We start from the raw sequence: 23,277 nt of genomic DNA, 5'->3' as shown, positions 1-23,277 counted from the left end.
CGAATAATAGCCTCCATATCTAGCTTTAAAACAAAATACCAGCTCAACTACAGCCTCTCAGCGGTATAGCATATTAACAAACGCGATTCAATTTTAAAACATAAAAAAAGAGGATGCCGTAATTTTGGACACCCTCATTAATATTAAATCCTTTTCAGGATTTATCAACACCAACCACAGCGTGGTTGAATAAGAATAACCCCAGATAAAATCTGGGTCAAATTAAAATTCTTAATTATAGAATCCTAAAGGGATTCAACTTTTAAATGCGATTACCATGTCATTCGGTAGAATAGAGCAATCAAAAAAATATGCTATTTTTGGTTATATTTTACAAATAGATATGAGCTATTCCCGCTTCAAGTTTCTACTATTAATTATTGGTTTTACCATTTTGAATAACATTAATGTCAAAGCTGATGAACGCGATGACTGGTTAGAACAGATGGCACATTTCAATATAGTAGTGAGTAGTAACCCCGATAGTATTTTTCAACTTGCTTTAGAATGTATTGATACTTGCCCTTTGACGGAAATGGAAAAGCAAGCATATTCGAATTCATTTTTTGCCGAGTATTATTATTACAAGCAGGATCTGGCGCAATCAATGGCTTCTTACCGGATTGCCTTGAAATCTTTTCTGGCGGTTAAAGATTCAACAAAGTTAGCTTCGATCTATAATAATATTGGTTTACTCCATTATTTAAAAGCTGACTTTGATAGTGCGCTGGTAGCTTACGACCACTCCCTTAAATTAGAATTGCGTGCTGATAACAAAGAAGGGATTGCGCAGTCATACCAAAATTTAGGAATTATTTATGGCAAGTGGGAGCGTTATGAATTAGTTCATGAGTATTATAATAATGCTTTACGTCTTTACGAAGAGTTGGGTAATCAATCAGCAATAGCTGATGTCAATAATAATTTGGCAGTTATTGCAGTGCGTATGGGTAAGAGCAACTTAGCATTCGACTATTATAAACAGGCTTATAGTGCTTTTAACGCTTTGGGTGAAGAGGGTAAGATGGCTTCTGTGGCGGCTAACCTGGGGCGTTTGTTTTTTCAGGATAAGCAGATGGCAAGATCCTTTGAATACTTTACTAAATCCCTCAAAATATTTCATGATCTGGATGATAAAGTAGGTCTTGTGCATACCTATAGTATGATGGGTGAAATGTATCTTGCCAATGAAGATATGGATAAGGCACTTATGGCATACGATAAAGCCAATCTATACAATCAATCAATTGGTTTGAGAGAAGTGCAGTTGGGTAACCTTGGGGAGTTATACAAAGCCTATAAAAACTTAGGTGAGTTTGAACAGGCCAACAATATTCTGGAGAGTCGTGTTGCGTTAGAAGATTCAATTTATGATTCCCAGCAATATGAGAAACTGCTTGATTTGGAGAAAAAGTACAATGCGGAAAAAAGTCAGAAAGAACTCGTTGTGCTACAGGCCAAAGAAGAGAGAAACCGGTTGTATATGTGGGGCTTGTCAGCATTGTTTTTGTTGATGACTATTATTGCGATGATTTGGGTTTATGTGCTGAAAATAAAAGATAAACAACGTCAGTTAATAATGGAGCAAAAAGTGTTGCGTACGCAAATGAATCCGCACTTTATATTTAATACATTGTCAGCATTACAGTGTATTATCCTTGAAAACAATAAGGAGGATGCGGTTGATTTTGTGGCTGATTTTTCTGGTTTAATGCGCCTTATATTGGAGTATGCCAAGGAGGAGCAGATTACTTTGGAGGCCGAGAAAGAGATACTGGATAAATACATGAGTATTCAGAACCGACGTTTTGATAACAGCATAAACTATTCCATTGAGTTTGATGAGAATATAGAATTGAATAGCGTGTTGGTACCGCCTATGCTAACACAGCCTTTTATCGAAAATGCCATTGAGCACGGACAACTAACCAAGCCAGATAGCTATATTCATGTGCACTTGGCTAAGCGAGAAGAGTGTTTGGAGTTTTCAATTGAGGATAATGGTATCGGCATACACAACTCGCTTGAACAACGGAAAGAAGATGGTAGTACGCACAAGTCAATGGCTGTACAGTTAACCCGGGACCGGCTAAAATTACTGAACTCAAAAGAGCAGAATATACCAGTTACTCTAAAGATTGAGGATATGTCGAAATATGGTAAGCAGGGAACGCGAGTTGTATTTAATGTGCCATTTGAAACACTCAACTAAGCCTATTTACGACCAAAGTCAGCTGGAATCTCGCCCCAGTTTTTAGTGTCCCATTTAAGTATTTTTACTTGAACGGTATTGTTTTTCAACCAGTTTTCAGCACGTTCTATCATATCAAACAAAGCCTTCGTCTTGGGAGAATCGGGCAGTTTGGTTTTGCATTTCTTCTTCTGCACCCAACCAATCGCAATCTTCGAATCGGAGTAGATGGGAATGTTAAGCTTGTTTTTTTGTAAGTAGGAGATGCCATGTACAAGCGCTATGAACTCACCGATATTATTGGTTCCTAAGGGGAATTTTTGATGAAACAACTGGCGGCTATCTTTGGTATAAACACCCTGGTACTCCATTACGCCGGGGTTACCACTGCAAGCAGCATCAACAGCTATGCTATTACTTATAATATTTTGTTTTGAATTGATGGTGCCTTTGTTGGTACTGCCTTTTGTGGCTGATGAAATATAGCTTTTAAACCCATTGTCCATGGCTTTTTGGGCCTCGACAAGGGTGGCAAAACCTTTGTATTTTGCCGCCGGAAAACCTTTAATCTGTGCTTGACACTCTGGCCAGCTTGAATAAATTCCGGGTTTAGCGCCCACCCAAACAACGTAATATTTGTTTTTAGCCATGCATCGTATTTTGTAACAAAGATAAGGGGTCCTGCTTAATCAGCAAGTTGTATCTCATCAATTAGGTGTTGTGCGTTAGCCATTTTATCAACAATAAAAAGCACATAACGGATATCAACACAAATACATTTTTGTAGTTGAGGCTCATAGGCCAGATCACTAGTCATGGCTTCCCAATTACCATCAAATGCTACACCAACCAACTCACCATTGGCATTGATAACCGGACTGCCACTATTGCCGCCTGTTATATCGTTATTAGTGATAAAGCATACGGGCATTTTTCCACTGGAAAGTGCATAGTTGCCAAAGTCCTTGGTTTCGTATAAGTCTTTTAGTTTGTTGGGTATACGAAAGTCTTTAGACTCATTGTCTTCTTTTTCCATTATGCCACTAAGGGTTGTTTGATGCGTGTAGCGTACCCCGTCCTTAGGTTCGTAATCATCCACGCTACCAAAGGATAATCGCATCGTGCTGTTGGCATCCGGATAATGTGTTTTTACTTTGTCTTTCTCCAGGTACCCTTGCGTTAGTATACGCTGCGCATCACCTAGCTGACGGTTTAATTTATCATGGATATCGAGTATCTGATAAAGGTGTGAAAGTATTTGGTATGAAAAAGCAATAGCAGGGTCCTCAAATAACTCACTCTCATTGGTGCTTTCCAAGAGTGAAATAGCCTGTTCTTTGTTTGTTAGTGCAGAATTCTCAAATAACGCTTTACTAAATTGTGCTGGTTTATCTTGATGCTTTTTACCTAATAGTGCTTCGTTTGGTGGACGCAGGCTTTCAGGTGTATTTTGTAAATAATACTGTAGCATGGCTGTAAAAACCTCTTGATCCAACTGCGCATCGTAATCTTTGTATAGTGCCTTGATGGCTTCACGAGTTAAAACCAACTCTTGCTCGTAATCATTTTTATCCTTGTTTTGTAAATCCATAAACAAAGAGCTGATATCAAGTGCAAGCTTGATAATGTCGGCTCCTTCGAGCATGGTTTCCTGAGTAATGGTTTCAGCCAATGTTAATTTACTACCTAGCATGTATGATGCTTCCACAACAGGTAATGCTTTGTCATATGTTTTTATTCTTGCAGAATCTTGCTGTAACCAGCTAATGAAGTTTTCTTCCCTTTGTTGATGATCACTGATGATATTCAGCTTGTCGAGTGCTTTGTTCTGACCAATGGCATACTTCCAGTAATTGCTGGATTCGGAATGCTTGGCTGCATACATAATGCTAATCTCTTCCGAGTTGTGCATGGCCTCTTCCCAAATGGCTTGTTTAATGCCTCGAACTTCAGAAACGATGGGGTTAATGATGGTGTTGATTTCGTTTACACCAAAAGAAGTAAGGTAGCGCTGTGTTTGGCCTGGATAACCCAATGTCATGGTAAAATCACCATTATTAATGCCTTGGGTGTTAATGGTGAAGTGTTTCTTAGGGGTGAACGGAATGTTGTCAGGTGAATATTCAGCCGGTGAGCCATCGGGTGCAGAGTAAACTCTGAAAAAGCAAAAGTCGCCTGTATGTCTTGGCCACATCCAATTGTCGGTGTCGCCACCAAACTTACCAATGGATGAAGGTGGAGTGCCCACTAATCGAACATCTGAATATGTTTGAGTTATAAATAAGATGTAGACATTGTTATTGAAAAAAGATTTAACACGCGCATCGTGAGGTGAGTCTTTAGATGCATCCGTCTCGATAATTGTAATAAGACTATCAATGGCTACCTGTCGTTCCAAACCTTTTAGTTTCTCAACAAATGGCATAAGCTGACTGGTAACGTCGTGTGCCTCCAGAAGTAATGTTGCTGTTTTGCCTTTGCTTGGTAGTTCCTCGTCTTTTGAAGCGGCCCAAAAGCCATGCTCAAGGTAATTGTGCTCTACGGCACTAAGCTGTTGTATGTCGCTGTAACCACAATGATGATTGGTGAGCAGAAGTCCTTGTTCACTAATAAATTCACCTGTACAAGAGCCATCATCCAAGGATACTACCGCATCTTTTAATGATGGAGCAGAATGATTATAGATTGATTCAAAGGGGATTTGCAGACCTTTTTGTTGCATCTGTTCAATCTGTTGCTGATTAAACAGGTAGGGGAGCCACATACCTTCATCGGCCTTAACGGCAATAGAGATCCACAACCCAATTATGGTGATTAGTAGTAAACGCATTAATCTAGTTAGCTTTTTATCAGGAGTGACGAAACTACATTATTAAACGAGCTAATACTATGATATACTTGATATTTAAATAAATTTAACAAAAAAAGAGCTGCCGAAAATTTCCGGCAGCTCTTTGCATTTTGATGAATGAAGTGACTTATTTCACTAATGTCATCTCATCAATAAGGTTAGTAGCACCCGCATACTTGTCAATAATGAAAAGTACGTAACGGATATCTACATTAATACATTTCTGTAATTCAGTTTCAAAGGCAATGTCACCACTCATAGCTTCCCAGTTACCATCAAAAGCTAATCCGAATAAATGACCTTCAGCATTAATTACCGGGCTACCACTGTTACCACCTGTAATGTCGTTGTTTGATGTAAAACAAACAGGCATGTAACCAGCTGCATCAGCATACTGACCATAGTCTTTGTTTTTCCATAGCTCTTTAAGTTTAGCAGGAACTTCAAACTCAAAGTTATCAGGATCTTCTTTTTCCATGATACCTTCGATAGTAGTGAAGTGCTTGTACTTAACACCATCTTTTGGTTCGTAATCACCTACTTTACCATATGATAAACGCATAGTGAAGTTAGCATCTGGGTAGAATACTTTATCAGGCTGCATTTCAAATAATCCAGCAATAAATAAGCGGTTATTCTTATCAATAGCAATGGCACTTTCAGCTTCCATACCTTTAATCTCGCGGTATTTTTCAATTGATGAAACACCACCAATAAAAGCATAATCTTTCTGAAGTACTTTTAATGACGGCTTCTCAAGGAACGCGTTAAAGCGTGCTTCGTTCATGAAAACAGATTTGTTATACATGTTGTCAGCAAACTTCTGGAAGTCACCTTTGAATTTTTTATTGATAGTTGCATAAAAAGATGGGTGGTATTTAGCATCAATGTCGTCGTTAAACATTTTTAATAATGCACCAATCACCTTACGGTCTGTTTCCGGGTTGTAATCCTTAAAGAAACCTTTACCAGCTTTTTTAAGTCCTTCAACAGCTTTGTCTATTTTCTCCTGATCTCCTTCTTCAAGTGCTTTTTCAAGACCACTAGCACGATAGGCGAAGTAAAAAGCTTCAGCTCCGCGTAATTGACACTCGGCGATGAAAGAAGTAGCTTTAACAAAAGAAGCACGGTTAGCGTACGATTTCTCCAACTCAGCTAATACATTACCATATTTGGCTTTTCTAGCAGCATCAGCATTCACCCAAGTGGTAAACTCAGCCTCTAGTTCTTCTTTCTGACCAATTACATTAAGTTTCTCCAAACCACGGTTCATACCAATACTGTTTTTCCAGTAGTTGGCGCTACCCGCAAATTTTGAAGCGTACTGAATGTTTACTTTTTCATCGGCACGCATATCTTTTAACCAAATATCTTGCTTAACGCCACGTGGCTTGATGCGGGCATGGTTGATAATTTCCATACGCTCTTCAATACCCCACGATGTTAAATAACGCTCAGTGCTACCTGGGAAACCTACAGTCATTGCGTAGTCATCCATCTGTACACCTTTTAACGATACAGGTAGGTGATGTGCTGGTTTGTATGGTTTGTTGTCTTTTGAATATTCAGCTGGCTTGCCATCTGGACCCGCGTAAACACGGAACATGCTGAAGTCACCAGTGTGACGAGGCCACATCCAGTTATCGGTATCGAAACCAAATTTACCAATTGACGAAGGAGGAGCACCTACAAAACGTACATCGTTAAATTTTTCATAGGCAATTAAGAAAAATTGGTTGCCTTCGAAATAATCTTTAACGCTAATCTGGTATTCGTTACCTTCTTTTGCTTCTTCAACCAATTTGGCCGATACTTCTTTGATTTTAACAGCGCGCTCTTCTTCTGTCATTTCATCATTCAGCTCAGCTGTTACTTTTTCAGTTACATCAGTCATGTACTTTAAAAAAGTAACTGATAAGCCCGGAGCAGGTAATTCCTCCTCTTTGGTTTTGGCCCAAAAACCATCTTTCAGGTAGTTGTGGTCAACAGAACTTAATTCCTGGATATTTCCATATCCGCAATGGTGGTTTGTTAAAATTAAACCTTGGTCAGAAATCATCTCACCTGTACAACCACGGCCAAAAATTACAATGGCATCTTTTAGGCTGCTATTGTTGATGCTGTATACTTCTTCAGCTGAAAGCTGGAAGCCCATCTCTTGCATCTTCTCAATATTCAATTTGTTAATAAGTGGTAGTAACCACATACCCTCATCGGCCTTCGCTAACTGCGTGAAACCCATGCATGCTACTAGCAAAAATGCTGCTATTCTTCTCATACAATTCACTTTAAAGATTTGAAGTTGCTTACAGATTTTAATTGTTATTAATGATTGAAAATGGGACAGTTATCAACAATCAAAGCGTCTTCAACAAACAAAGTCTATTAATTTATAATCTAATTTTGGAGGCAAAGATATAATTTTTGCTGAAATACCTTGTTGATTTTTGGTATCTCAAGAAATTCGCTTTTAAGCATTTTAACCACCTCCCCACTTCGTGGTACTCATCCTTGCCAAGAAGGAGAGGGATGAGAAACCGTCTCTGAATTTTAGGAGGGGTGCCAACAGGTGGGGTGGTGTATTAGTTTTAAAAGCAATTTCCCTGTTCGACATCTGTGCTGTTGCTGAGATAAAGGTGTAAAAATGAGTTTAATATTTAGTTAAGGTAGGTCATTTGTTTATAGTTAAACAAAATCAATCACGGCTAGAGTTTAGCATCAAAAAAGTTAACAAAAAATTATTTCGCGAATAAAAGGATGAAAAGGTGAGTTGTTTATGTGAATGATTTGATTGCGGTGACGAATAGTTGATTTTCATACACTAGAGTGGTTTGTGTAATGCTACTAGCATGCTTATGTTTGCCGCCGATTTAAAATAAATTAACTAACACATCATGAAAAAAGTATTATTATTAGTTGCTGTAATGGCAATGGTAGCAAGCGCATCAATGGCTCAAGTTAAGTTTGGTGGTGGACTAACCTTAGGAACGAAAATGGGACTGAATGATAGCTACGAGGAAGTAGCTGGCGTTGGACTTAATGTTCGTGCGACTTTTGATATAAGTGAGAAGTTTAAAATTGCTCCTGGCTTTACTTATTTTTTCCCAGGTAGTCCTGATGGAATGGATATGAGTGCATGGCAATTAAATGCAGACGCTCAATATCATTTCTATTCTAATGAATCAATTTCAATTTATGGTATTGGAGGTTTGAACTATAGCCATGCTAAAGTGGAGTTTGATGCTGGTGACCTTTTGGATGATCTGTTTGGTGAAGATATATCTTCGTTTATCCCTATGGGAGCTGCAACTGCTGAAGAGAGCGATAATAAAATTGGTGTTGATTTAGGTGCAGGAATTAATTTTGGTAAATTTTATGGTGAGATTAAGTATGATACTGCTTTTGAGCAAATGGCTTTTAGTGTAGGTATTTTATTTGGTGGAAAGTAAAAGAAAATAAACTAGTAATAAGCCGGCCTCGTGCCGGTTTTTTTATGCCGTTAATTGTACTTAGTAAATGATTGTGGCCATCAAAAGGCAGTGATGTGTTTATTTGTAAGCGACTTATTGGTTAATCTTCACATTGTGATTTGTTTTAAGCCTATGCTTAAGCTATATTTAAGTATATGCTTAACTATTTTTAAGTCTATGCTTAAATAGAATAACTTCGGTATGTTTCATTGTAAAACAATTGATAAATGACTGTAAAATATAAGGTAATTAAACAAGGTGGCAATCGTTTAAGCGCAGCCAATAAAGACTGTTATTATGCCCATGCCTGCGACAGGGGGAAGATTGGCTTGGATAAGTTGGCTGAGCGGATGTCGCGTCGCTGCACTTTATCGAAGGGTGATATTTATGCCACCTTAAAAGAGTTAACCGATATTATTCCCGAGTGTTTGTTGGAAAATCAGTCGGTACAGTTGGGTGACTTAGGTACTTTTAGTTTGAGTCTATCGAGCCAATCAGAAGCTAAAGCCGAAGATGTTAACTGGCGCTCTATTAAAAAGGTAAATGTGCAGTTTAGGGCTGGCAAGGATGTGAAAGAACAGCTGAAAGAGGCTACTTTTAAAAAGGTAAAGGACTCAGCGGGCTGTAGTAAGTAGTGTAGCTGTTTCTTGTAAATATTTTAAAGCTTCGCACTTCGGACTATCTTTTAAAACAAAGTCATTTGCTCATCTAATAGCCTGAATGTTTTACGATGGATGGGTGTTATGCCGTGCTCTTTAATGCCTGCCCTGTGTGCTTTGGTAGGATAGCCCTTGTTACGATCCCAGGCATAATGTGGGTATTGCTCATGCATGGCTTCCATGTAATCATCCCGATGAGTTTTAGCCAGTACACTGGCCGCGGCAATGGATAAAAATTTACCGTCACCTTTAATAATACAAGTGTGATCTATGCCTTTGTATGGCGTGAAGCGATTACCATCAATCAGTAGGTGGTTTGGTTTTGTTGTGAGCTGTTCAACGCTGCGGTGCATGGCAATGTGTGATGCTTTTAATATGTTGATTTTATCAATCTCCTCGTGATCAACAAAGCCAACCGCCCAGGCAATAGCTTCTTGCTCAATAATAGGGCGAAGTTTTTGCCGTTGTTTTTCGGTCAATTGTTTGGAGTCGTTGAGTAACTCGTGCTTAAAGTTTTTGGGTAGTATTACTGCTGCTGCCACTACAGGGCCAGCCAAACAGCCTCGTCCTGCTTCATCGCAGCCCGCTTCAATGAGTTGTTTGTTTAGGTATGGAAGTAGATGTGGCATAGCTTTTTGATTTTAATGATGTGGCGTATTTTTTTACCGCAGAGTGCGCAAAGAGCGCTGAGGATTTACATGATGTATTTTCTGTGTAATGCATTAGTTCTGTGTTCCATGTATGTTAAGCGGGTTGAAAATAAGGTGTTTGTTGTGTAAGTATAGATTGTAAAGGGTGAGTTTAAACTTCTCTGTGTTCTCTTTTAACTCTGCGGTTAACATTTTTACATGCTGTTTTACCGCAGAGATCGCAAGGTACACAGAGGATTTGCATGGTGTGTTCTCAGTGTTCTTCTTTTGCTTTGAGGCTAATAATAATTGTTTACAATTCTTTTGATACCATCTTTTAGAAAAGTGACATTGAAATTTAGTAGCAATCCAATTTTCTTATCTGCCATTTTTAAGTAGGAAAGAAGTTGAGCGGTATGTAAATTATTCAATTCGCTTACTGCTTTTAGCTCAACAATTATGGTATTGTCTACAAGTAAATCAACACGATAGCCGCAAGGCATTTTAACTTCATCATAAATTAGAGGTAACTCCTTTTCCTTCTCAACTTTATAGCCTTGTTTTTTAAGTTCATAGTATAGGCACTCCTGATAAGCAGATTCCAGCATGCCTGGGCCAAGGGCAGTATGAACTTTTATTGCACATTCTATAATTTCTCTGGTGATGTCGTTAGGGTTTGGCATAAAAAAATAGTTTTTTACCGCAGAGTTCGCAAAGTGTACAGAGGATTTACATGGTGTAGTCTTAGCGTTCTTCTTTTACTCTGTGGTTAGTCTAGTTTTCACTATAAATAACCTCCAATACAGTTTGCCCTACTGCTTTTAATGTGTTTTTATCGATGAACTCCATGGTGTCGTCGTGCGTGTGCCAGTAACTGCCAAAGCTTTGTTCTGAACTTGGGTCATACTGAATAATATCAATACAAGGGATATTTCTTAGTCCATTTACATATACATGGTCATCGGTTATCATGCCGCCTAACTCAAAAGGAAAATGATTGCCATATCCTAAGTCATAAGCCTTATTCCAAACCTTTTTTACCAGATCGGGAGCAAATTGGATAGAGTAGCGCTCTTGATAAAACAAGGCATTGGGCGCACCTACCATATCCAATAAAATACCATAGCGGGCAGTGTAATTATCTCTATGCGGATTTTGTCCCCAATATTGCGAACCTAAGCACCAGGTGTGATCTTTTTGTGGTAGGTTTATATGCGCTGGTTGGCCATAGTCTTCGGCATCGAAGAAGATGATGTCAATTCCAAGAGGGTGCCCTGATTTACCAATTTGACGGGCTATTTCTAATAATACACCAACGCCACTTCCTCCATCATTAGCACCATCTATTGGCTTGTTTCTTATTGCTGGGTCTTTATCATAATCAGCAAAGGGGCGTGTATCCCAATGGGCAAATAACAATAAGCGATTATTTTGTTCAGGATTGAATTGTCCAATAATGTTCTTGGCTTTTAACACGGTGTTATCAAAAGCTACTACATCGGCTTCCTGCACAATCACATCAGCACCAAAACGCTTTAATTCATCCGCCAGATAGGTGGCACAGGCAGCATGCTCATCGGTGTTGGGCACGCGTGGGCCAAAGTTTACCTGATTGGCTACATACTGGTAGGCCGAATCGCCATTAAAAACGGGCGTAGCAATAGCTTTTTTAGTATTCGACGTTTTTGTGTTTGTTGTTTTAGTTGATTGCTTTGAGTTACAACTAAAAAAAAGCAGGTTAGCCATAATGGCCAAACCTGCTGTTGTATATTTTAATAATCTCTGCATAGTATTATTTAATGCTCCAGTCGAAGCCGTCTTTTGTATCTTTTATTTCCACGCCCAATGCCTGCAACTCATTTCGAATTTTATCGGCTGTACCCCAATCTTTATTGGCTTTGGCATCGATGCGTAAATTCAGCAACAAGTTAATGGTTTCAGATAATAATTCATCATTACCCTCCGATGAATTGCTCTCAGCCGCTGATAAACCAAGTATGTCAACTACCATGTTCTGCATTAAGGCCTTTAATTCAGATAAATCACTACTAGTCAAAGTGGCCTTCTCTGCCAACATGCTATTGATGTTTTTTACTGCATCAAACAGGTGAGCAATTAATATTGGTGTGTTAATATCATCATCCAATGCAGCGTAACATTTGTCTTTAAGTTCTTGAACGCTAAATGTTGATGCATCGGATGCTGTCAGTTGATCAAGCTTGCCAAAGGCTTCCAACAAACGATCCAAACCTTTTTGTGAGGCCTGTAATGCTTCGTTTGAAAAGTCGAGCGTGCTGCGGTAGTGTGCTTGCATAATAAAGAAACGCACTGTCATAGGACTGTAAGCTTGTTCTAGCTTTTCATGCTCTCCTGAAAACATTTGCTCCAGAGTAATGAAGTTGCCCAATGACTTACCCATCTTCTGTCCGTCGATGGTAATCATGTTGTTGTGCATCCAGTAGTGCGCTGGCGTGTGCCCGTTGCACACAGTGCTTTGTGCTATTTCACATTCGTGGTGTGGAAATAACAAATCCATACCGCCACCATGTATGTCAAATTCAGTACCCAGGTAACGCGCACTCATGGCCGAGCATTCCAGATGCCATCCTGGGAAGCCTTCACTAAAGCGTGATGGCCAACGCATGATGTGTTCAGGTGCTGCTTTTTTCCACAAAGCAAAGTCAAAACTATTGCGTTTCTCACTTTGTCCGTCTAACTCACGCGTAGTGCTTAGCAAGTCTTCAATGTTACGGCCCGATAGTTCGCCGTAATGATGATCTTTATTGTATGCCTCCACATCGAAATAGACAGAGCCATTGCTTTCGTAAGCCAGTCCTTTTGCCAGTATATCTTCAACAATTTGTAATTGCTCAATAATATGACCCGATGCACGCGGTTCAATGCTAGGTTTTTGAACATTCAACTGATCCATATAGCTGTGGTAGCGATCGGTGTAGTACTGCACTACTTCCATTGGCTCCAACTCTTCCAAGCGCGCTTTCTTTGCAATCTTATCTTCTCCCGTGTCTCCATCGCTTTCTAAATGACCCACATCGGTAATGTTACGCACATAGCGCACTTTATAATCGCTGTGCTTTAAATAGCGAAACAAAATATCAAAGGTGATGGCCGGGCGGGTATGACCTAAATGTGGATCGCCATACACGGTTGGTCCGCATACGTATAAGCCAACATGCTTTGGGTTAAGAGGTTTGAATTCTTCCTTCTTGCGTGTTAGGGTGTTGTATATGAATAAGTTATTTTTCATCTATTCGTATTTTGCTTTTGTTGCCATCCTTAACTCGCAAGTGAATTTTATCATCCTCCTGTATGAGAATTTGGATAATCATATTTCACATGCTGGTTTCATGCACTTTGAAAGCTATTATTGATGGCGTTTAAAATAAGCCGCTAAAATACAAAATTCTACTGCTCTATAATACCTTCAAAACAGATTAATACTGTTAATATTTACAAAATAAGTGTTGCGTGGCATTAAGCTATAAAGCTGTAATGGAAGAAAAGTGCTTTGGTTGTTGTTTAGCGTTCTTCGGTTTTTACCACATTACCATTTTGGTAGTGCACTATTTTTGATAGTTGTTGTTGGTCATCGTAGAAGCAATGTTTGCCTGTAAATATTTGACCATTAACAAAAAAGCCTTGCTTTTCAATTGTTCCGTGCAAGTTGTAAACGGTATGATTGCCAGTTCCCTTAAAGGTAGTGCTGCTCTTTTTATGTGCAACAACTTGTTTGGGAGCTACCTCGTTGGTGGTAATATCTTGTGTAATGGCTTTGTTCTCGGCAAATTCGCCATTGTTATAAATACGCTCTGTTATGAGTTTACCCTCATCGTTAAACATCTGCAGGGTGCCTGTTGCCTGACCATTATCCCAAACACCAGTGTATTTTAAAGTGCCATTGTCATGATAATACTTTTGTGTGCCTGTTCGTTTGCCTGTTTCGTTATAGTTCCAGTCGTAGCTTAAACTACCAGACTTATTATAAAACTTGTAGTTGCCTTGCCAATGATCAATGTGCCAAACACCCTCTTCTGATATTAGTCCATTTTCGTAATAAAAATGTGCCGGTCCTATTGCCTTACCATTTTTAAAAGTGATTTTGTGTTTTACCGAACCATTGGGGTAATAACTAATCCACCAACCATGCTTTTTGTTTGAATTGTAAACACCCTGTTCAAGAATTTCTTCTCCATTGTTATCGAACTTTATCCATAATCCCTGCTTTTTATTTTGGACATCGGTGTAGTTGATGGTATCTCCTTTGAATAATTCATAGGTTTGAGTCCAGCAAGTGGTGCCTATAAGTAGGTATGTTATAATTATAAAGTATCTCATTTTAATACTATTGGGTGTTTAGTAGCTATGGTTTTTTATGACCTCAGAACTGTTTATACAGGAAAGAAGAGAAAAAGGTTATCATAAATGGCAGAGATTTTTGCACCAAATTATTTCATACCTTTGGGTTCGATGCCATTTGGCATTACCTACTTCCCGACTGATTGGGCAAGCCCGATGCAGGGAGAAGATAACCCTTAACCTTAAAAAATACATATTATGGGAATGAAGAATAAAAAGAATTCACGCAAGAGTGAACTCAAACAATTGATACAAGGATTATTTTTTAATAATCCGAAACGCACCTATAACTACAAGCAAGTTTCTACCGCCTTAGAAGTTAAGAAGAAAACGGGTAGGCAAAAGGTGCAGCTTATATTAAAGGATCTATCAGAATCAGGTTACTTGTCAGAGGTATCTGCTGGTAAATTTAAGTTACTCAGCAGAGGCTCTACCTTAACAGGAACGATTGATATGACAGCCTCTGGTTCTGCCTACGTGGTGCCTGATGAAGAAAATGAGGGAGGAGATATCTTTATCTCTCGCAACCATATGAACCATGCTTTAAATGGTGATCATGTGAAAGTATTTATGCATGCTCGCCGTCGTGGTCGTCAGCCAGAGGGTGAGATTGTTGAAATATTAAAAAGGAAACGAGAGCTTTTTGTTGGAGTGATGCAGGTGTCGCGCGGAGTGGGTTTTCTGGTAGTTGATGACCGTGTGATGTCGCACGATATTTTTATTCCTCTAAAGGGGTTTAACGGTGTTAAAGATGGTCAAAAGGCTATTGCCAGAATTGTAGAGTGGCCCAAGCGTGCAAAAAACCCAATTGGTGAAATTGTTGATGTCTTAGGTGATGCGGGAGATAATCAGGCCGAGATGCACGCTATTTTAGCAGAGTTCAATTTGCCATATCGTTATCCACAAGAGGTTATTGAGGAGGCCGAGACCATTGATGTGGCTATTTCGGCCGATGAGATTAAGAAGCGTCGTGATTTTAGAGGTGTTACCACCTTTACCATTGACCCTGCCGATGCCAAGGATTTTGATGATGCTTTATCTATTCAGAAGCTAGATAATGGCAATTGGGAAGTGGGTGTGCACATTGCCGATGTTACCCATTATGTGCAGCCTAATACTTTGTTGGAAAGGGAGGCCTACGAGCGTGCTACATCGGTGTACTTAGTTGATAGGGTGGTGCCGATGTTGCCCGAGCGTTTGAGTAATTTCATTTGCTCCTTACGTCCGAATGAGGAAAAGCTCTGTTTTTCGGCTGTGTTTGAGCTGGACGACAATGCTGATGTGTTGAACAGTTGGTTTGGTCGCACCATTATTTATTCCGACCGACGCTTTACCTATGAAGAGGCGCAGCAGGTAATTGAAACAGGCGATGGAGATTTGAAAAATGAAATATTAACCTTGGATCGTTTGGCTAAAGGATTACGTCAACAGCGATTTAGAGATGGGTCTGTTGGTTTTGAGCGTGTTGAGGTGAAGTTTAATATCGATGATAATGGCAAGCCTTTAAGTGTTTTCTTTAAAGAATCGAAAGATGCGAATAAACTAATTGAAGAGTTTATGTTGCTGGCCAACAAAAAAGTGGCTCAGCTAATCGGTAATAAAGAACTGGAGAAAGGACGAAAAGGCAAAGCAAAGACCTTTGTGTATCGTATTCACGATGTGCCAAACCCTGATAAGTTTGAGAATTTTGCATCTTTTGTGCGTCGTTTTGGTTATGAAGCCTTACCTAAAGGTGCCGAAACAGTGAGTGCTTCGTTAAACAGATTGTTGGAAGAAGTGCAGGGCAAAGGAGAGCAGAATATGATTGAAACACTGGCGATCAGAACCATGGCTAAGGCCATTTATTCGACTCATAACATAGGGCATTATGGTTTGGCCTTTAAACATTATTCGCACTTTACATCTCCTATTCGTCGTTACCCCGATATGATGGTGCACCGATTACTACAGGAATATTTAGATGGTGGTAAGTCGGCCAATGAAGATCAATACGAAGAAATGTGTGAGCACAGTTCAGATATGGAGCAGCGTGCTGCCGATGCCGAGCGATCGTCCATCAAATACAAGCAGGTCGAATTTATGAAAGAGCACCTGGGGGAAGAGTTTGATGGTGTTATTTCGGGTGTTACGGAATGGGGCTTGTATGTTGAGATTGTTGAGAATAAATGCGAAGGAATGATTCCAATTCGTGACCTCGATGACGATTACTATCATTTTGATGAAGAGAACTACTGTATTGTAGGGCGAAAGTATAATCGTAAGTATCAGTTGGGCGATGAATTGAAGATTGTAATAGCCAGTGCTAATTTGGATAAGAAACAGCTTGATTTTGCCTTATCTAAAGATGAGAATGTTTCGACTAAATAATTCGACAGTGGGTAAAGTGTAGATATTCAGGCTTTAGTGGATTTGATTTTTCGAACATGATTTTGGTTGCTTTTGTATCCACAAAAGTATTCCTATTTTTACAATCGAATTATTTATAAAAGGATTAGAATGACTATAGGAGTAGCTTATCCATCAGAAACCACAAGTGATGGAATGCGTGTAGCAATTATAGAAGTAGCAAGAGAGCTATTTGCAAAATTTGGTTATAAGAAAACCACCATGGAGGATATTGCCCATGCTTTACGCAAGGGCAAAAGTTCTCTTTATTATTACTTTAAGAATAAGGAAGAGATTTTTCAGGCTGTAATTGAGTTGGAGAAGGATATTCTGTTTACCGAACTTAATAAAGTTGTCGATTCAGACCTAATACCAAAAGATAAGTTTAGAGAGTATGTGGTAACGCGCATGAAAACCATTCACATGCTTGAGAACTACATGAAAGTGCTTAAGGATGATGCCCAGGGTGTATATGACTTCTTTGATAAATTACGAGGTAAGGGAGAGGCGGAAGAAGCCCTTTTGTTAACCCGAATGCTGGAAGAAGGACAAGCAGATGATAGTTTTCAGGTTAAGAATGTTAACATGGCTGCTGTTGCTATAGCGATAGCCCTGAAAGGTTTAGAAGGTCCTCTTTTTCAGTCTTTGAATAATTTTGAAGATTTTAAGGTGCAGATTGAGAATATTTTAAACATCTTATTTTTCGGAATTATAAAAAGGTAAGCAGCACAAACATTAACCACCACACAACACAAGCACCATATGCCAATTAAAATACCCGATGCTTTACCAGCTCGTCATGTGCTGGAAAACGAAAACGTATTCGTTATCGGCGAAGCCAAGGCCATGCAGCAGGATATCAGACCTCTAAAGATTCTGATTCTAAATTTGATGCCTTTGAAAATTTCAACAGAAACACATTTGTTAAGGGCTTTGTCGAATAGTCCTCTACAAGTTGAAGTTGACTTTTTGATGACCTCGAGCCACGTATCGAAAAATACCCCTCGCGAACATCTTTTTGCTTTTTATAAAGTGTTTGAAGAGGTGCAGGCCAATAAATATGACGGCATGATTATAACGGGAGCTCCAGTTGAACTGTTGGAGTTTAACGATGTTAATTATTGGTCGGAGCTAAGCGAAATAATGGATTGGAGCAAGATGAATGTAACCAGTACCTTTCATATTTGTTGGGGTGCACAGGCTGGTCTCTATCATCATTTCGGTATTAAGAAGTATCCATTGGACAAGAAAATGTTTGGCATTTTTAAGCATACGGTGGAAAAAAGAGAAGAGCCTTTGATGCGGGGGTTTAACGATTTGTATCATGCGCCACACTCTCGTTACACCGAGGTAAGAGAAGAGGAGATACTTGCTCATCCCGACTTGGTACTCTTGTCTAAATCAGAAAAGGCTGGCGTGTACATGGTTATGTCCAAGGATCGTCGCCAAGTGTTTGTAACAGGGCACTCTGAGTACGACGCCTCAACATTAAAGGAGGAGTACGACAGAGATGTGGCAAAAGGTTTAGATATTGAGGTGCCGGCGAATTATTTTCCTGATGACAATCCAGAAAATGACCCGATGGTATTGTGGCGAAGTCATGCCAGTTTGTTGTATTCAAATTGGTTAAATTATTACGTTTATCAGGCAACACCTTTTGAATTAGATAAAATCACATAGATATGGCCTACTTGTTGGCAACAGACTTAGATGGTACCATACTGGCCAAAGACACACCTTTTAATCAGCCGGATATAGAGGTGCTTAAGCAATTGGGCAATGATGGAGTGGTGCGAGTGGCTGCCACTGGTCGTACTTTAGAATCTGCCTTAAGGGTGTTGAGTGATGATTTTCCCATTGATTACCTGGTGTTTTCTTCAGGAGCTGGGGTTTATTGTTGGAAACGTAAGGAATTGTTGCTAACGAAGCATCTTGGCTGGCAAAATACCAAGCAAGTTGTTGATGTCTTTAAGCGCTTTCACGTTGAATATACATTGCATTATCCGATACCTGAAAATCATTTGTTTTTTCATCCGGAAGGTGGTGATGCCCATCCCGATTTTGAGCGTTATCTGGAGTTTAATCATCCACATGCTGAGGAAATAAACGGCGGTGTGCCTGAGATGGATTATACGCAAACTTTGGCTTTTGTGCCCAATATGCAGGTGTTTAATGCTATAAAGGAGCAGATACAAGGGGTAAAAGTAGTGCGTGCCACTTCGCCCATCGATGGTGTTAGTATTTGGATGGAGTGCTTTCATCAGCAGGTGTCAAAAGCAAATGGCATATTGGAGGTTTGTAAGATGGAGGGTATCTCAAATGAAAATGTAACGGTTGTTGGTAATGATTTTAACGACCTGGATATGCTGACGTTTTTTAATAAGTCATTTGTTGTGGATAATGCGCCAATGGAGTTAAAAGAGAAGTTCACGAACCTGGTGTCGGTTAGCCATTCGCCTTTAGCCGATTGGCTTGAGCGTTTTACTTTGTAATTTCAGCCGCTATTGGGTAACGCGTATTCAAAGCATCAACAAATACTGCTTTTACCGATCCAATCAATATTTTTGCTTCCACTATAATGGGTATTCGGTTGGCGTCATCGCTTACCCAAACAGTCATGTCTTCGCCACTTTTAAAGATGGTGCCCTCTACAAGTAGCGGCGAAAATTTAAGGCAATTAAACTTGCGACCATCCCTGTTTTTAATGGTTTCTTTGCCTAGGTAGCGAATGTAAATGTCGTGAATCTCCCCATCAACTACCATACTGATTGGTATTTTTTCATCCACTTTGTATTGCGAGTAATCAATGTTACGTGCCTTGTAAACCATTGTAAGAAGGTCGAATGAGCATGCTTTCCATGGAAGTATAGTATCCCTTTTTGCTTCTTTTTCTTTTTGAATGGAAGCGTGAATTTGTCGTTGCTCCCGATCAAATTGATAATGGTAATTGGCATGGTAACTGCCCTCGTTGGTAATTCGCCTGAACTCAAAGGGCTCCAGGTGTAAGGTGTCAACCGTTGTTTCAAAGGTATCTCTTACCTTAAATAGAATGTCGTATGACGAATAGGTAGCCCCATGAGCTTTAAGCTGGTAGGCTGCTTGATTATTACTATTCGCTTTGTCAACGCTAAAAGATACCTCGCCGGCATTGAGCCAGATAAAGCCCCAGTTATAATAGGCGTGATACTTCACCACCTCTCCCGCTCTAAAGGCGGTGTTGATATCATTGCACTGTGCGCTTGCTTGTAAGCCCATAAAAAGCACCAGAAGAGCCGAGCATAATTTCTGCATAAAGTCAAATTAGAGGCAGTTTGTTATCAAAAACAATGCCTTTGTTTATTGGAGGTGTGGCCTTATTTACTGACTTCTCCAATTTTTGCTTCAACAGAAGCTATTTTGCTGGAAATGCGTTCGCTTTTGTTTTTTTGAGCATCAATGTTAATAGAGCAATATACCCTATTAGATATAGGATCCAGAATGTCGTAACTATCCTGCACAACTTTCAGAGCTTGTTCCATCGTTTCGGTTTCTACGGTGGTACCCATAGGGTTTAACTTATAAGGGTAGCCGCTTTCTTTAATGTGCTTGATTATTTGGCTCACATATTGGCTTACGCTGTCTCCTTTGTCGGTTGGAAACATGGCAAAATTAAGTAATACAGACATTATTCCTCTTTTTTCTTTGGTTTGCGAAATTGCTTCGAAAATTGATCGGTATTGAACTGGGTTGGATCCCAGGTATTGTAATCATCTTCCCAGTTTTTACGGATAGTTAATTTTCGAGGGAAGTAAATTATTTTTTCAGGCTGTATGCGTTCGTAATAATCACCGCTATCCCATTGGCCATTCATGTTTTCATCCACAATAATGCGTAACATGTAATCGCCAGGATTGAGGTATCTAAAGCCTATCTTACCCGATTTTCTTTTGATGTAGGCTTGTTGTACAATGGCATCTTTACGATTTAATATCTGTACTAACCAGTTGCTTTGATGGTTTAGTATTTGAATGCGCATAAGACCATAGCTGTCCAATGACTTAACGGTGAATTGAGAGTTGATGGAGTCATTGTTCAGGCCGTAGATGTCATAAATAGCAGCCGAATCAATAATCATTTCATACCTAACTCCTGGTTCCCACTCGTTTTTAATCGTATAGTTCAGAATGGCTTGTTCGTTATGGATGAATTCAAAATCTTCTTCTTGTGGTATGGTATCTTTATGCTTGTATAGTTTAATGGCACTCTCATCAAATTTGACAGCAGGAGCTGGTAGAGCAAAGTGAAACTGACCAAATACATCCAATTTATTTTTCACTTTCTTAAGATGAATAGTTGGTATAGGAATTGGTTCATCATCTTTCTTGCGCTTTTTCTTCTTCTTCTCTTTTACCTCGAAAAAGTACATAGCAATGGTGTCTGTTTTAGTGTAGGCGTTTTTAAGCGAATCGCGCATGATGTAGCTTAACGACACAGCCAGAGAGTCCTGATTGTAATGGGTACTGTCGTTCAGCCAAAAAGTAACGGTGTCATTATTTACCGAACGATCCATTCTAAATACATTGCTTAATTCCTCGTGGCCGGTAAGTGCTATTTTGGCATCTTCTTCAAGCGGACGGTTAAAGTAGTAAGTTAGTTTAGCACGTTCTTTACGCTCCTCACTTAATAAATACTGCTCTTTGTAATCGTGCTGAAATTTAAAAAGCTGAAGACTGTCTGGCGTATACACCAGTTTTTCGTAGTAATGAATTGAATCAGTCTCCAAGGAGTCAATACGAATTGTATCGGCAAATGTGCGATTCTCAAAAGATGGCTCAACAATAATATCTGACCAGGCCATTGCTTCGCCGGGCTGGTCAAACTTGAAATTACGATTGGCATCATCAAGGGCGTATACCCGGTATTTTCCAGGGCTCACATTGCGCACGTTGAAACGACCTTCTGCATTGGTTTTTGCCATGCGAATAGGCACAAGCTTCTGAATCGCCGTGTCGTTTAGGTTGTTGTGTAAAAAGATTAATACGCCTTGCGATGGAGAAAGGTCATCGGCATCGTATAAATTACCTGATACTTGAAGTGAATCGATGTATTCACCTGTGGAGAATGAAAAGGAATAGTTTTCTAGCACATTACCTTCGTTATTGTCAACAATGGCGTCAGCAAAGTCCAAGGTATAGGTAGTATTGGGCTGTAGGTCTTCTTCAAATTCAACAAGAAGTTTATTACCTCGCGCTTCCACCAATGGCTGTTCATTTACTGGTGGCGATACAATAAACTTACTTCGGTAATCTTTTAATTGAATTAATTCATCAAATTCGATGTAGATTGTCTTCTTCTGGTAATTTAAGGCATTGGCTTCAGGTGTTGACTTAACTACAACAGGAGGTGTTTCGTCTTTAGCGCCACCAGTAGGCATGCCTACGTTCGCACAATACCAAAATAACTGAGAAAGAGCAATGATTACGGCTAGTTGAAATATCTTATTCTTCAATGTGCTTGCTTTTTAATTCTTCACAAATTTATAAAGATTATGCATTAAATCGATAAAATATTAATATCAGGCATGGTTTTAGCTTATAAGGCTTTTGGCTTAAGCATAATCATGCTCATTGCGTGCCAAACAAAAAATAATAACTTTGTACTACACTCAAATCAAGAATGTATTATTATGGAGAAAAAGACAGACAAACCCTCTTCTCATAAACTTGCCTACATAATTGCAGGAGTAGCAGTAGTCGTAATTGCTATTTTGGTATTTATGTTCGTTTCTAATAAGCAGGAGTATAGGGCTGTAGTGGCTGAGATGAATGAGGAGAAAGTACTTTTAACAGAGGAATTTCAAGAGTTAGCATTTGATTATGACTCGCTTCATAGCAATAACGATACCTTGAATTTAATGCTGGAGCAAGAGAGGGAGAAGATTACTCATCTGATTGAAGACTTAAAAACAATTAAGGCTACCAATGCTCGAAAAATACGCGAGTATAAAAAAGAATTATCCACCTTACGTGGTGTGATGCGTAACTTTGTTGTGCAGATTGATTCCCTTAACAGGCGAAATGAAGAGTTAACGCAAGAAAATATTAAATACCGACAGGAGCACGATAAAATATCGCAATCGTATAAAGAGTTGGAAGAGGTGAAAAAGAACCTCGATAAAAAAGTTGAGATTGCCTCACAACTTGAAACACGAGATGTGGAGCTAACCGGACTGAACTCCAAAGGAAAGGCAACTAAAAAGGCTAAAAGTGTTAAGAAAATGCGTTTGTGTTGCACTATCACTAAAAATGTGACGGCTCTCGTGGGCGTTAAAAATATTTTTGTACGAATACAACGGCCCGATGAAGTGCTGTTAATGGCTTCGAAAGATGACTTATTTACTTATGAAGAGCAAGAGATTAACTTTTCTGCTTCCCGTGAATTTGAATACGGTGGTGAAGATGTCGATGTTTGTGTTTTTTATAATGTGGCGGATGGAGAATTATTAAGCGGTAATTATACCGTAGATGTTTTTGTAGATGGTTTTAATATTGGTACTAGTCAGCTTACATTGAAATAGTCCTATCGTATAATGTATAACAAAAAGAGGGTGTCCAAAATTACGGCATCCTCTTTTTTTATGTTTTAAAATTGAATCGCGTTTGTTAATATGCTATACCGCTGAGAGGCTGTAGTTGAGCTGGTATTTTGTTTTAAAGCTAGATATGGAGGCTATTAT

Annotated in this window: 19 protein-coding genes; 8 read left to right on the top strand and 11 right to left on the bottom strand. The window is 39.3% G+C overall.

Annotated features, from left to right (window positions below):
* Positions 1-277 precede the first annotated feature (277 nt).
* Entirely contained in the window at positions 278-2,212 is a 1,935-nt protein-coding gene (locus FNN09_RS19850) for a tetratricopeptide repeat protein (RefSeq protein WP_143304237.1), read from the top strand.
* Between the two features lie 2 nt (positions 2,213-2,214).
* Here the strand turns inward: FNN09_RS19850 and FNN09_RS19845 are convergent, their stop codons facing one another.
* The 3 genes from FNN09_RS19845 to FNN09_RS19835 form a co-directional block, all read right to left on the bottom strand.
* On the bottom strand, positions 2,215-2,841 hold the full coding sequence (locus tag FNN09_RS19845) for a viroplasmin family protein (protein WP_143304236.1): 627 nt from the start codon (positions 2,839-2,841) through the stop codon (positions 2,215-2,217).
* Positions 2,842-2,876: 35 nt separating this feature from the next.
* Positions 2,877-5,021, bottom strand: coding sequence for a S46 family peptidase (locus FNN09_RS19840; protein ID WP_143304235.1), 2,145 nt, complete (start codon positions 5,019-5,021; stop codon positions 2,877-2,879).
* Between the two features lie 148 nt (positions 5,022-5,169).
* Positions 5,170-7,320, bottom strand: coding sequence for a S46 family peptidase (locus FNN09_RS19835; RefSeq protein ID WP_143304234.1), 2,151 nt, complete (start codon positions 7,318-7,320; stop codon positions 5,170-5,172).
* Positions 7,321-7,936: 616 nt separating this feature from the next.
* Between FNN09_RS19835 and FNN09_RS19830 the strand changes: the two genes are divergently transcribed.
* Together FNN09_RS19830 and FNN09_RS19825 are read left to right on the top strand one after the other, a co-directional pair.
* Positions 7,937-8,491 carry an outer membrane beta-barrel protein gene (locus FNN09_RS19830; protein WP_143304233.1) on the top strand — a complete coding sequence of 185 codons (555 nt, stop codon included), beginning with the start codon at positions 7,937-7,939 and terminating at the stop codon, positions 8,489-8,491.
* Positions 8,492-8,739: 248 nt separating this feature from the next.
* Positions 8,740-9,147 carry an HU family DNA-binding protein gene (locus FNN09_RS19825; RefSeq protein ID WP_143304232.1) on the top strand — a complete coding sequence of 136 codons (408 nt, stop codon included), beginning with the start codon at positions 8,740-8,742 and terminating at the stop codon, positions 9,145-9,147.
* A 50-nt stretch (positions 9,148-9,197) separates the two neighbouring features.
* On the opposite strand, the gene FNN09_RS19820 is transcribed toward FNN09_RS19825, so the two are convergent.
* The 5 genes from FNN09_RS19820 to FNN09_RS19800 all read right to left on the bottom strand — a co-directional run bounded on the left by FNN09_RS19820 (position 9,198) and on the right by FNN09_RS19800 (position 14,156).
* Positions 9,198-9,800, bottom strand: coding sequence for a ribonuclease HII (locus FNN09_RS19820; protein ID WP_143304231.1), 603 nt, complete (start codon positions 9,798-9,800; stop codon positions 9,198-9,200).
* A 299-nt stretch (positions 9,801-10,099) separates the two neighbouring features.
* A complete protein-coding gene (locus FNN09_RS19815; RefSeq protein ID WP_143304230.1) occupies positions 10,100-10,483 on the bottom strand; it encodes a GxxExxY protein in 384 nt (127 codons plus the stop codon).
* Between the two features lie 91 nt (positions 10,484-10,574).
* Positions 10,575-11,588 carry a M28 family peptidase gene (locus FNN09_RS19810; protein ID WP_143304229.1) on the bottom strand — a complete coding sequence of 338 codons (1,014 nt, stop codon included), beginning with the start codon at positions 11,586-11,588 and terminating at the stop codon, positions 10,575-10,577.
* A 4-nt stretch (positions 11,589-11,592) separates the two neighbouring features.
* Positions 11,593-13,068, bottom strand: coding sequence for a cysteine--tRNA ligase (gene cysS, locus FNN09_RS19805; protein ID WP_143304228.1), 1,476 nt, complete (start codon positions 13,066-13,068; stop codon positions 11,593-11,595).
* Positions 13,069-13,340: 272 nt separating this feature from the next.
* Positions 13,341-14,156 carry a toxin-antitoxin system YwqK family antitoxin gene (locus tag FNN09_RS19800; protein WP_143304227.1) on the bottom strand — a complete coding sequence of 272 codons (816 nt, stop codon included), beginning with the start codon at positions 14,154-14,156 and terminating at the stop codon, positions 13,341-13,343.
* A gap of 219 nt (positions 14,157-14,375) precedes the next feature.
* On the opposite strand from FNN09_RS19800, the gene rnr reads away from it, so the two are divergent.
* The 4 genes from rnr to FNN09_RS19780 all read left to right on the top strand — a co-directional run bounded on the left by rnr (position 14,376) and on the right by FNN09_RS19780 (position 19,054).
* Complete coding sequence (gene rnr, locus FNN09_RS19795; RefSeq protein ID WP_143304226.1) at positions 14,376-16,544, top strand: ribonuclease R; 2,169 nt, start codon at positions 14,376-14,378, stop codon at positions 16,542-16,544.
* Positions 16,545-16,673: 129 nt separating this feature from the next.
* Positions 16,674-17,285 (top strand): TetR/AcrR family transcriptional regulator, encoded by a 612-nt coding sequence (locus tag FNN09_RS19790; RefSeq protein WP_255434202.1) that lies wholly within the window; start codon positions 16,674-16,676, stop codon positions 17,283-17,285.
* A gap of 39 nt (positions 17,286-17,324) precedes the next feature.
* Complete coding sequence (metA, locus tag FNN09_RS19785) at positions 17,325-18,242, top strand: homoserine O-succinyltransferase (RefSeq protein ID WP_143304225.1); 918 nt, start codon at positions 17,325-17,327, stop codon at positions 18,240-18,242.
* Positions 18,243-18,244: 2 nt separating this feature from the next.
* Positions 18,245-19,054 (top strand): HAD family hydrolase, encoded by an 810-nt coding sequence (locus FNN09_RS19780; protein ID WP_143304224.1) that lies wholly within the window; start codon positions 18,245-18,247, stop codon positions 19,052-19,054.
* Here the strand turns inward: FNN09_RS19780 and FNN09_RS19775 are convergent.
* From FNN09_RS19775 to FNN09_RS19765, 3 genes are all read right to left on the bottom strand, one after another.
* Entirely contained in the window at positions 19,044-19,853 is an 810-nt protein-coding gene (locus tag FNN09_RS19775; protein WP_143304223.1) for a DUF3108 domain-containing protein, read from the bottom strand. The genes FNN09_RS19780 and FNN09_RS19775 overlap by 11 nt on opposite strands.
* 62 nt (positions 19,854-19,915) lie before the next feature.
* On the bottom strand, positions 19,916-20,227 hold the full coding sequence (locus FNN09_RS19770) for an MTH1187 family thiamine-binding protein (protein WP_143304222.1): 312 nt from the start codon (positions 20,225-20,227) through the stop codon (positions 19,916-19,918).
* The gene (locus FNN09_RS19765) at positions 20,227-22,050 is read right to left on the bottom strand and encodes an Ig-like domain-containing protein (RefSeq protein WP_143304221.1); all 1,824 of its coding nucleotides are present in this window, start codon (positions 22,048-22,050) and stop codon (positions 20,227-20,229) included. The genes FNN09_RS19770 and FNN09_RS19765 overlap by 1 nt, the downstream gene beginning before the upstream one ends.
* A 177-nt stretch (positions 22,051-22,227) precedes the next feature.
* On the opposite strand from FNN09_RS19765, the gene FNN09_RS19760 reads away from it, so the two are divergent.
* Complete coding sequence (locus FNN09_RS19760; RefSeq protein WP_143304220.1) at positions 22,228-23,118, top strand: hypothetical protein; 891 nt, start codon at positions 22,228-22,230, stop codon at positions 23,116-23,118.
* The last annotated feature ends 159 nt before the right edge of the window (positions 23,119-23,277 follow it).

It is taken from the genome of Carboxylicivirga sp. M1479, from assembly GCF_007097485.1.
Lineage (GTDB): Bacteria > Bacteroidota > Bacteroidia > Bacteroidales > Marinilabiliaceae > Carboxylicivirga.
This window is presented reverse-complemented; position numbering and strand designations above follow the sequence as displayed.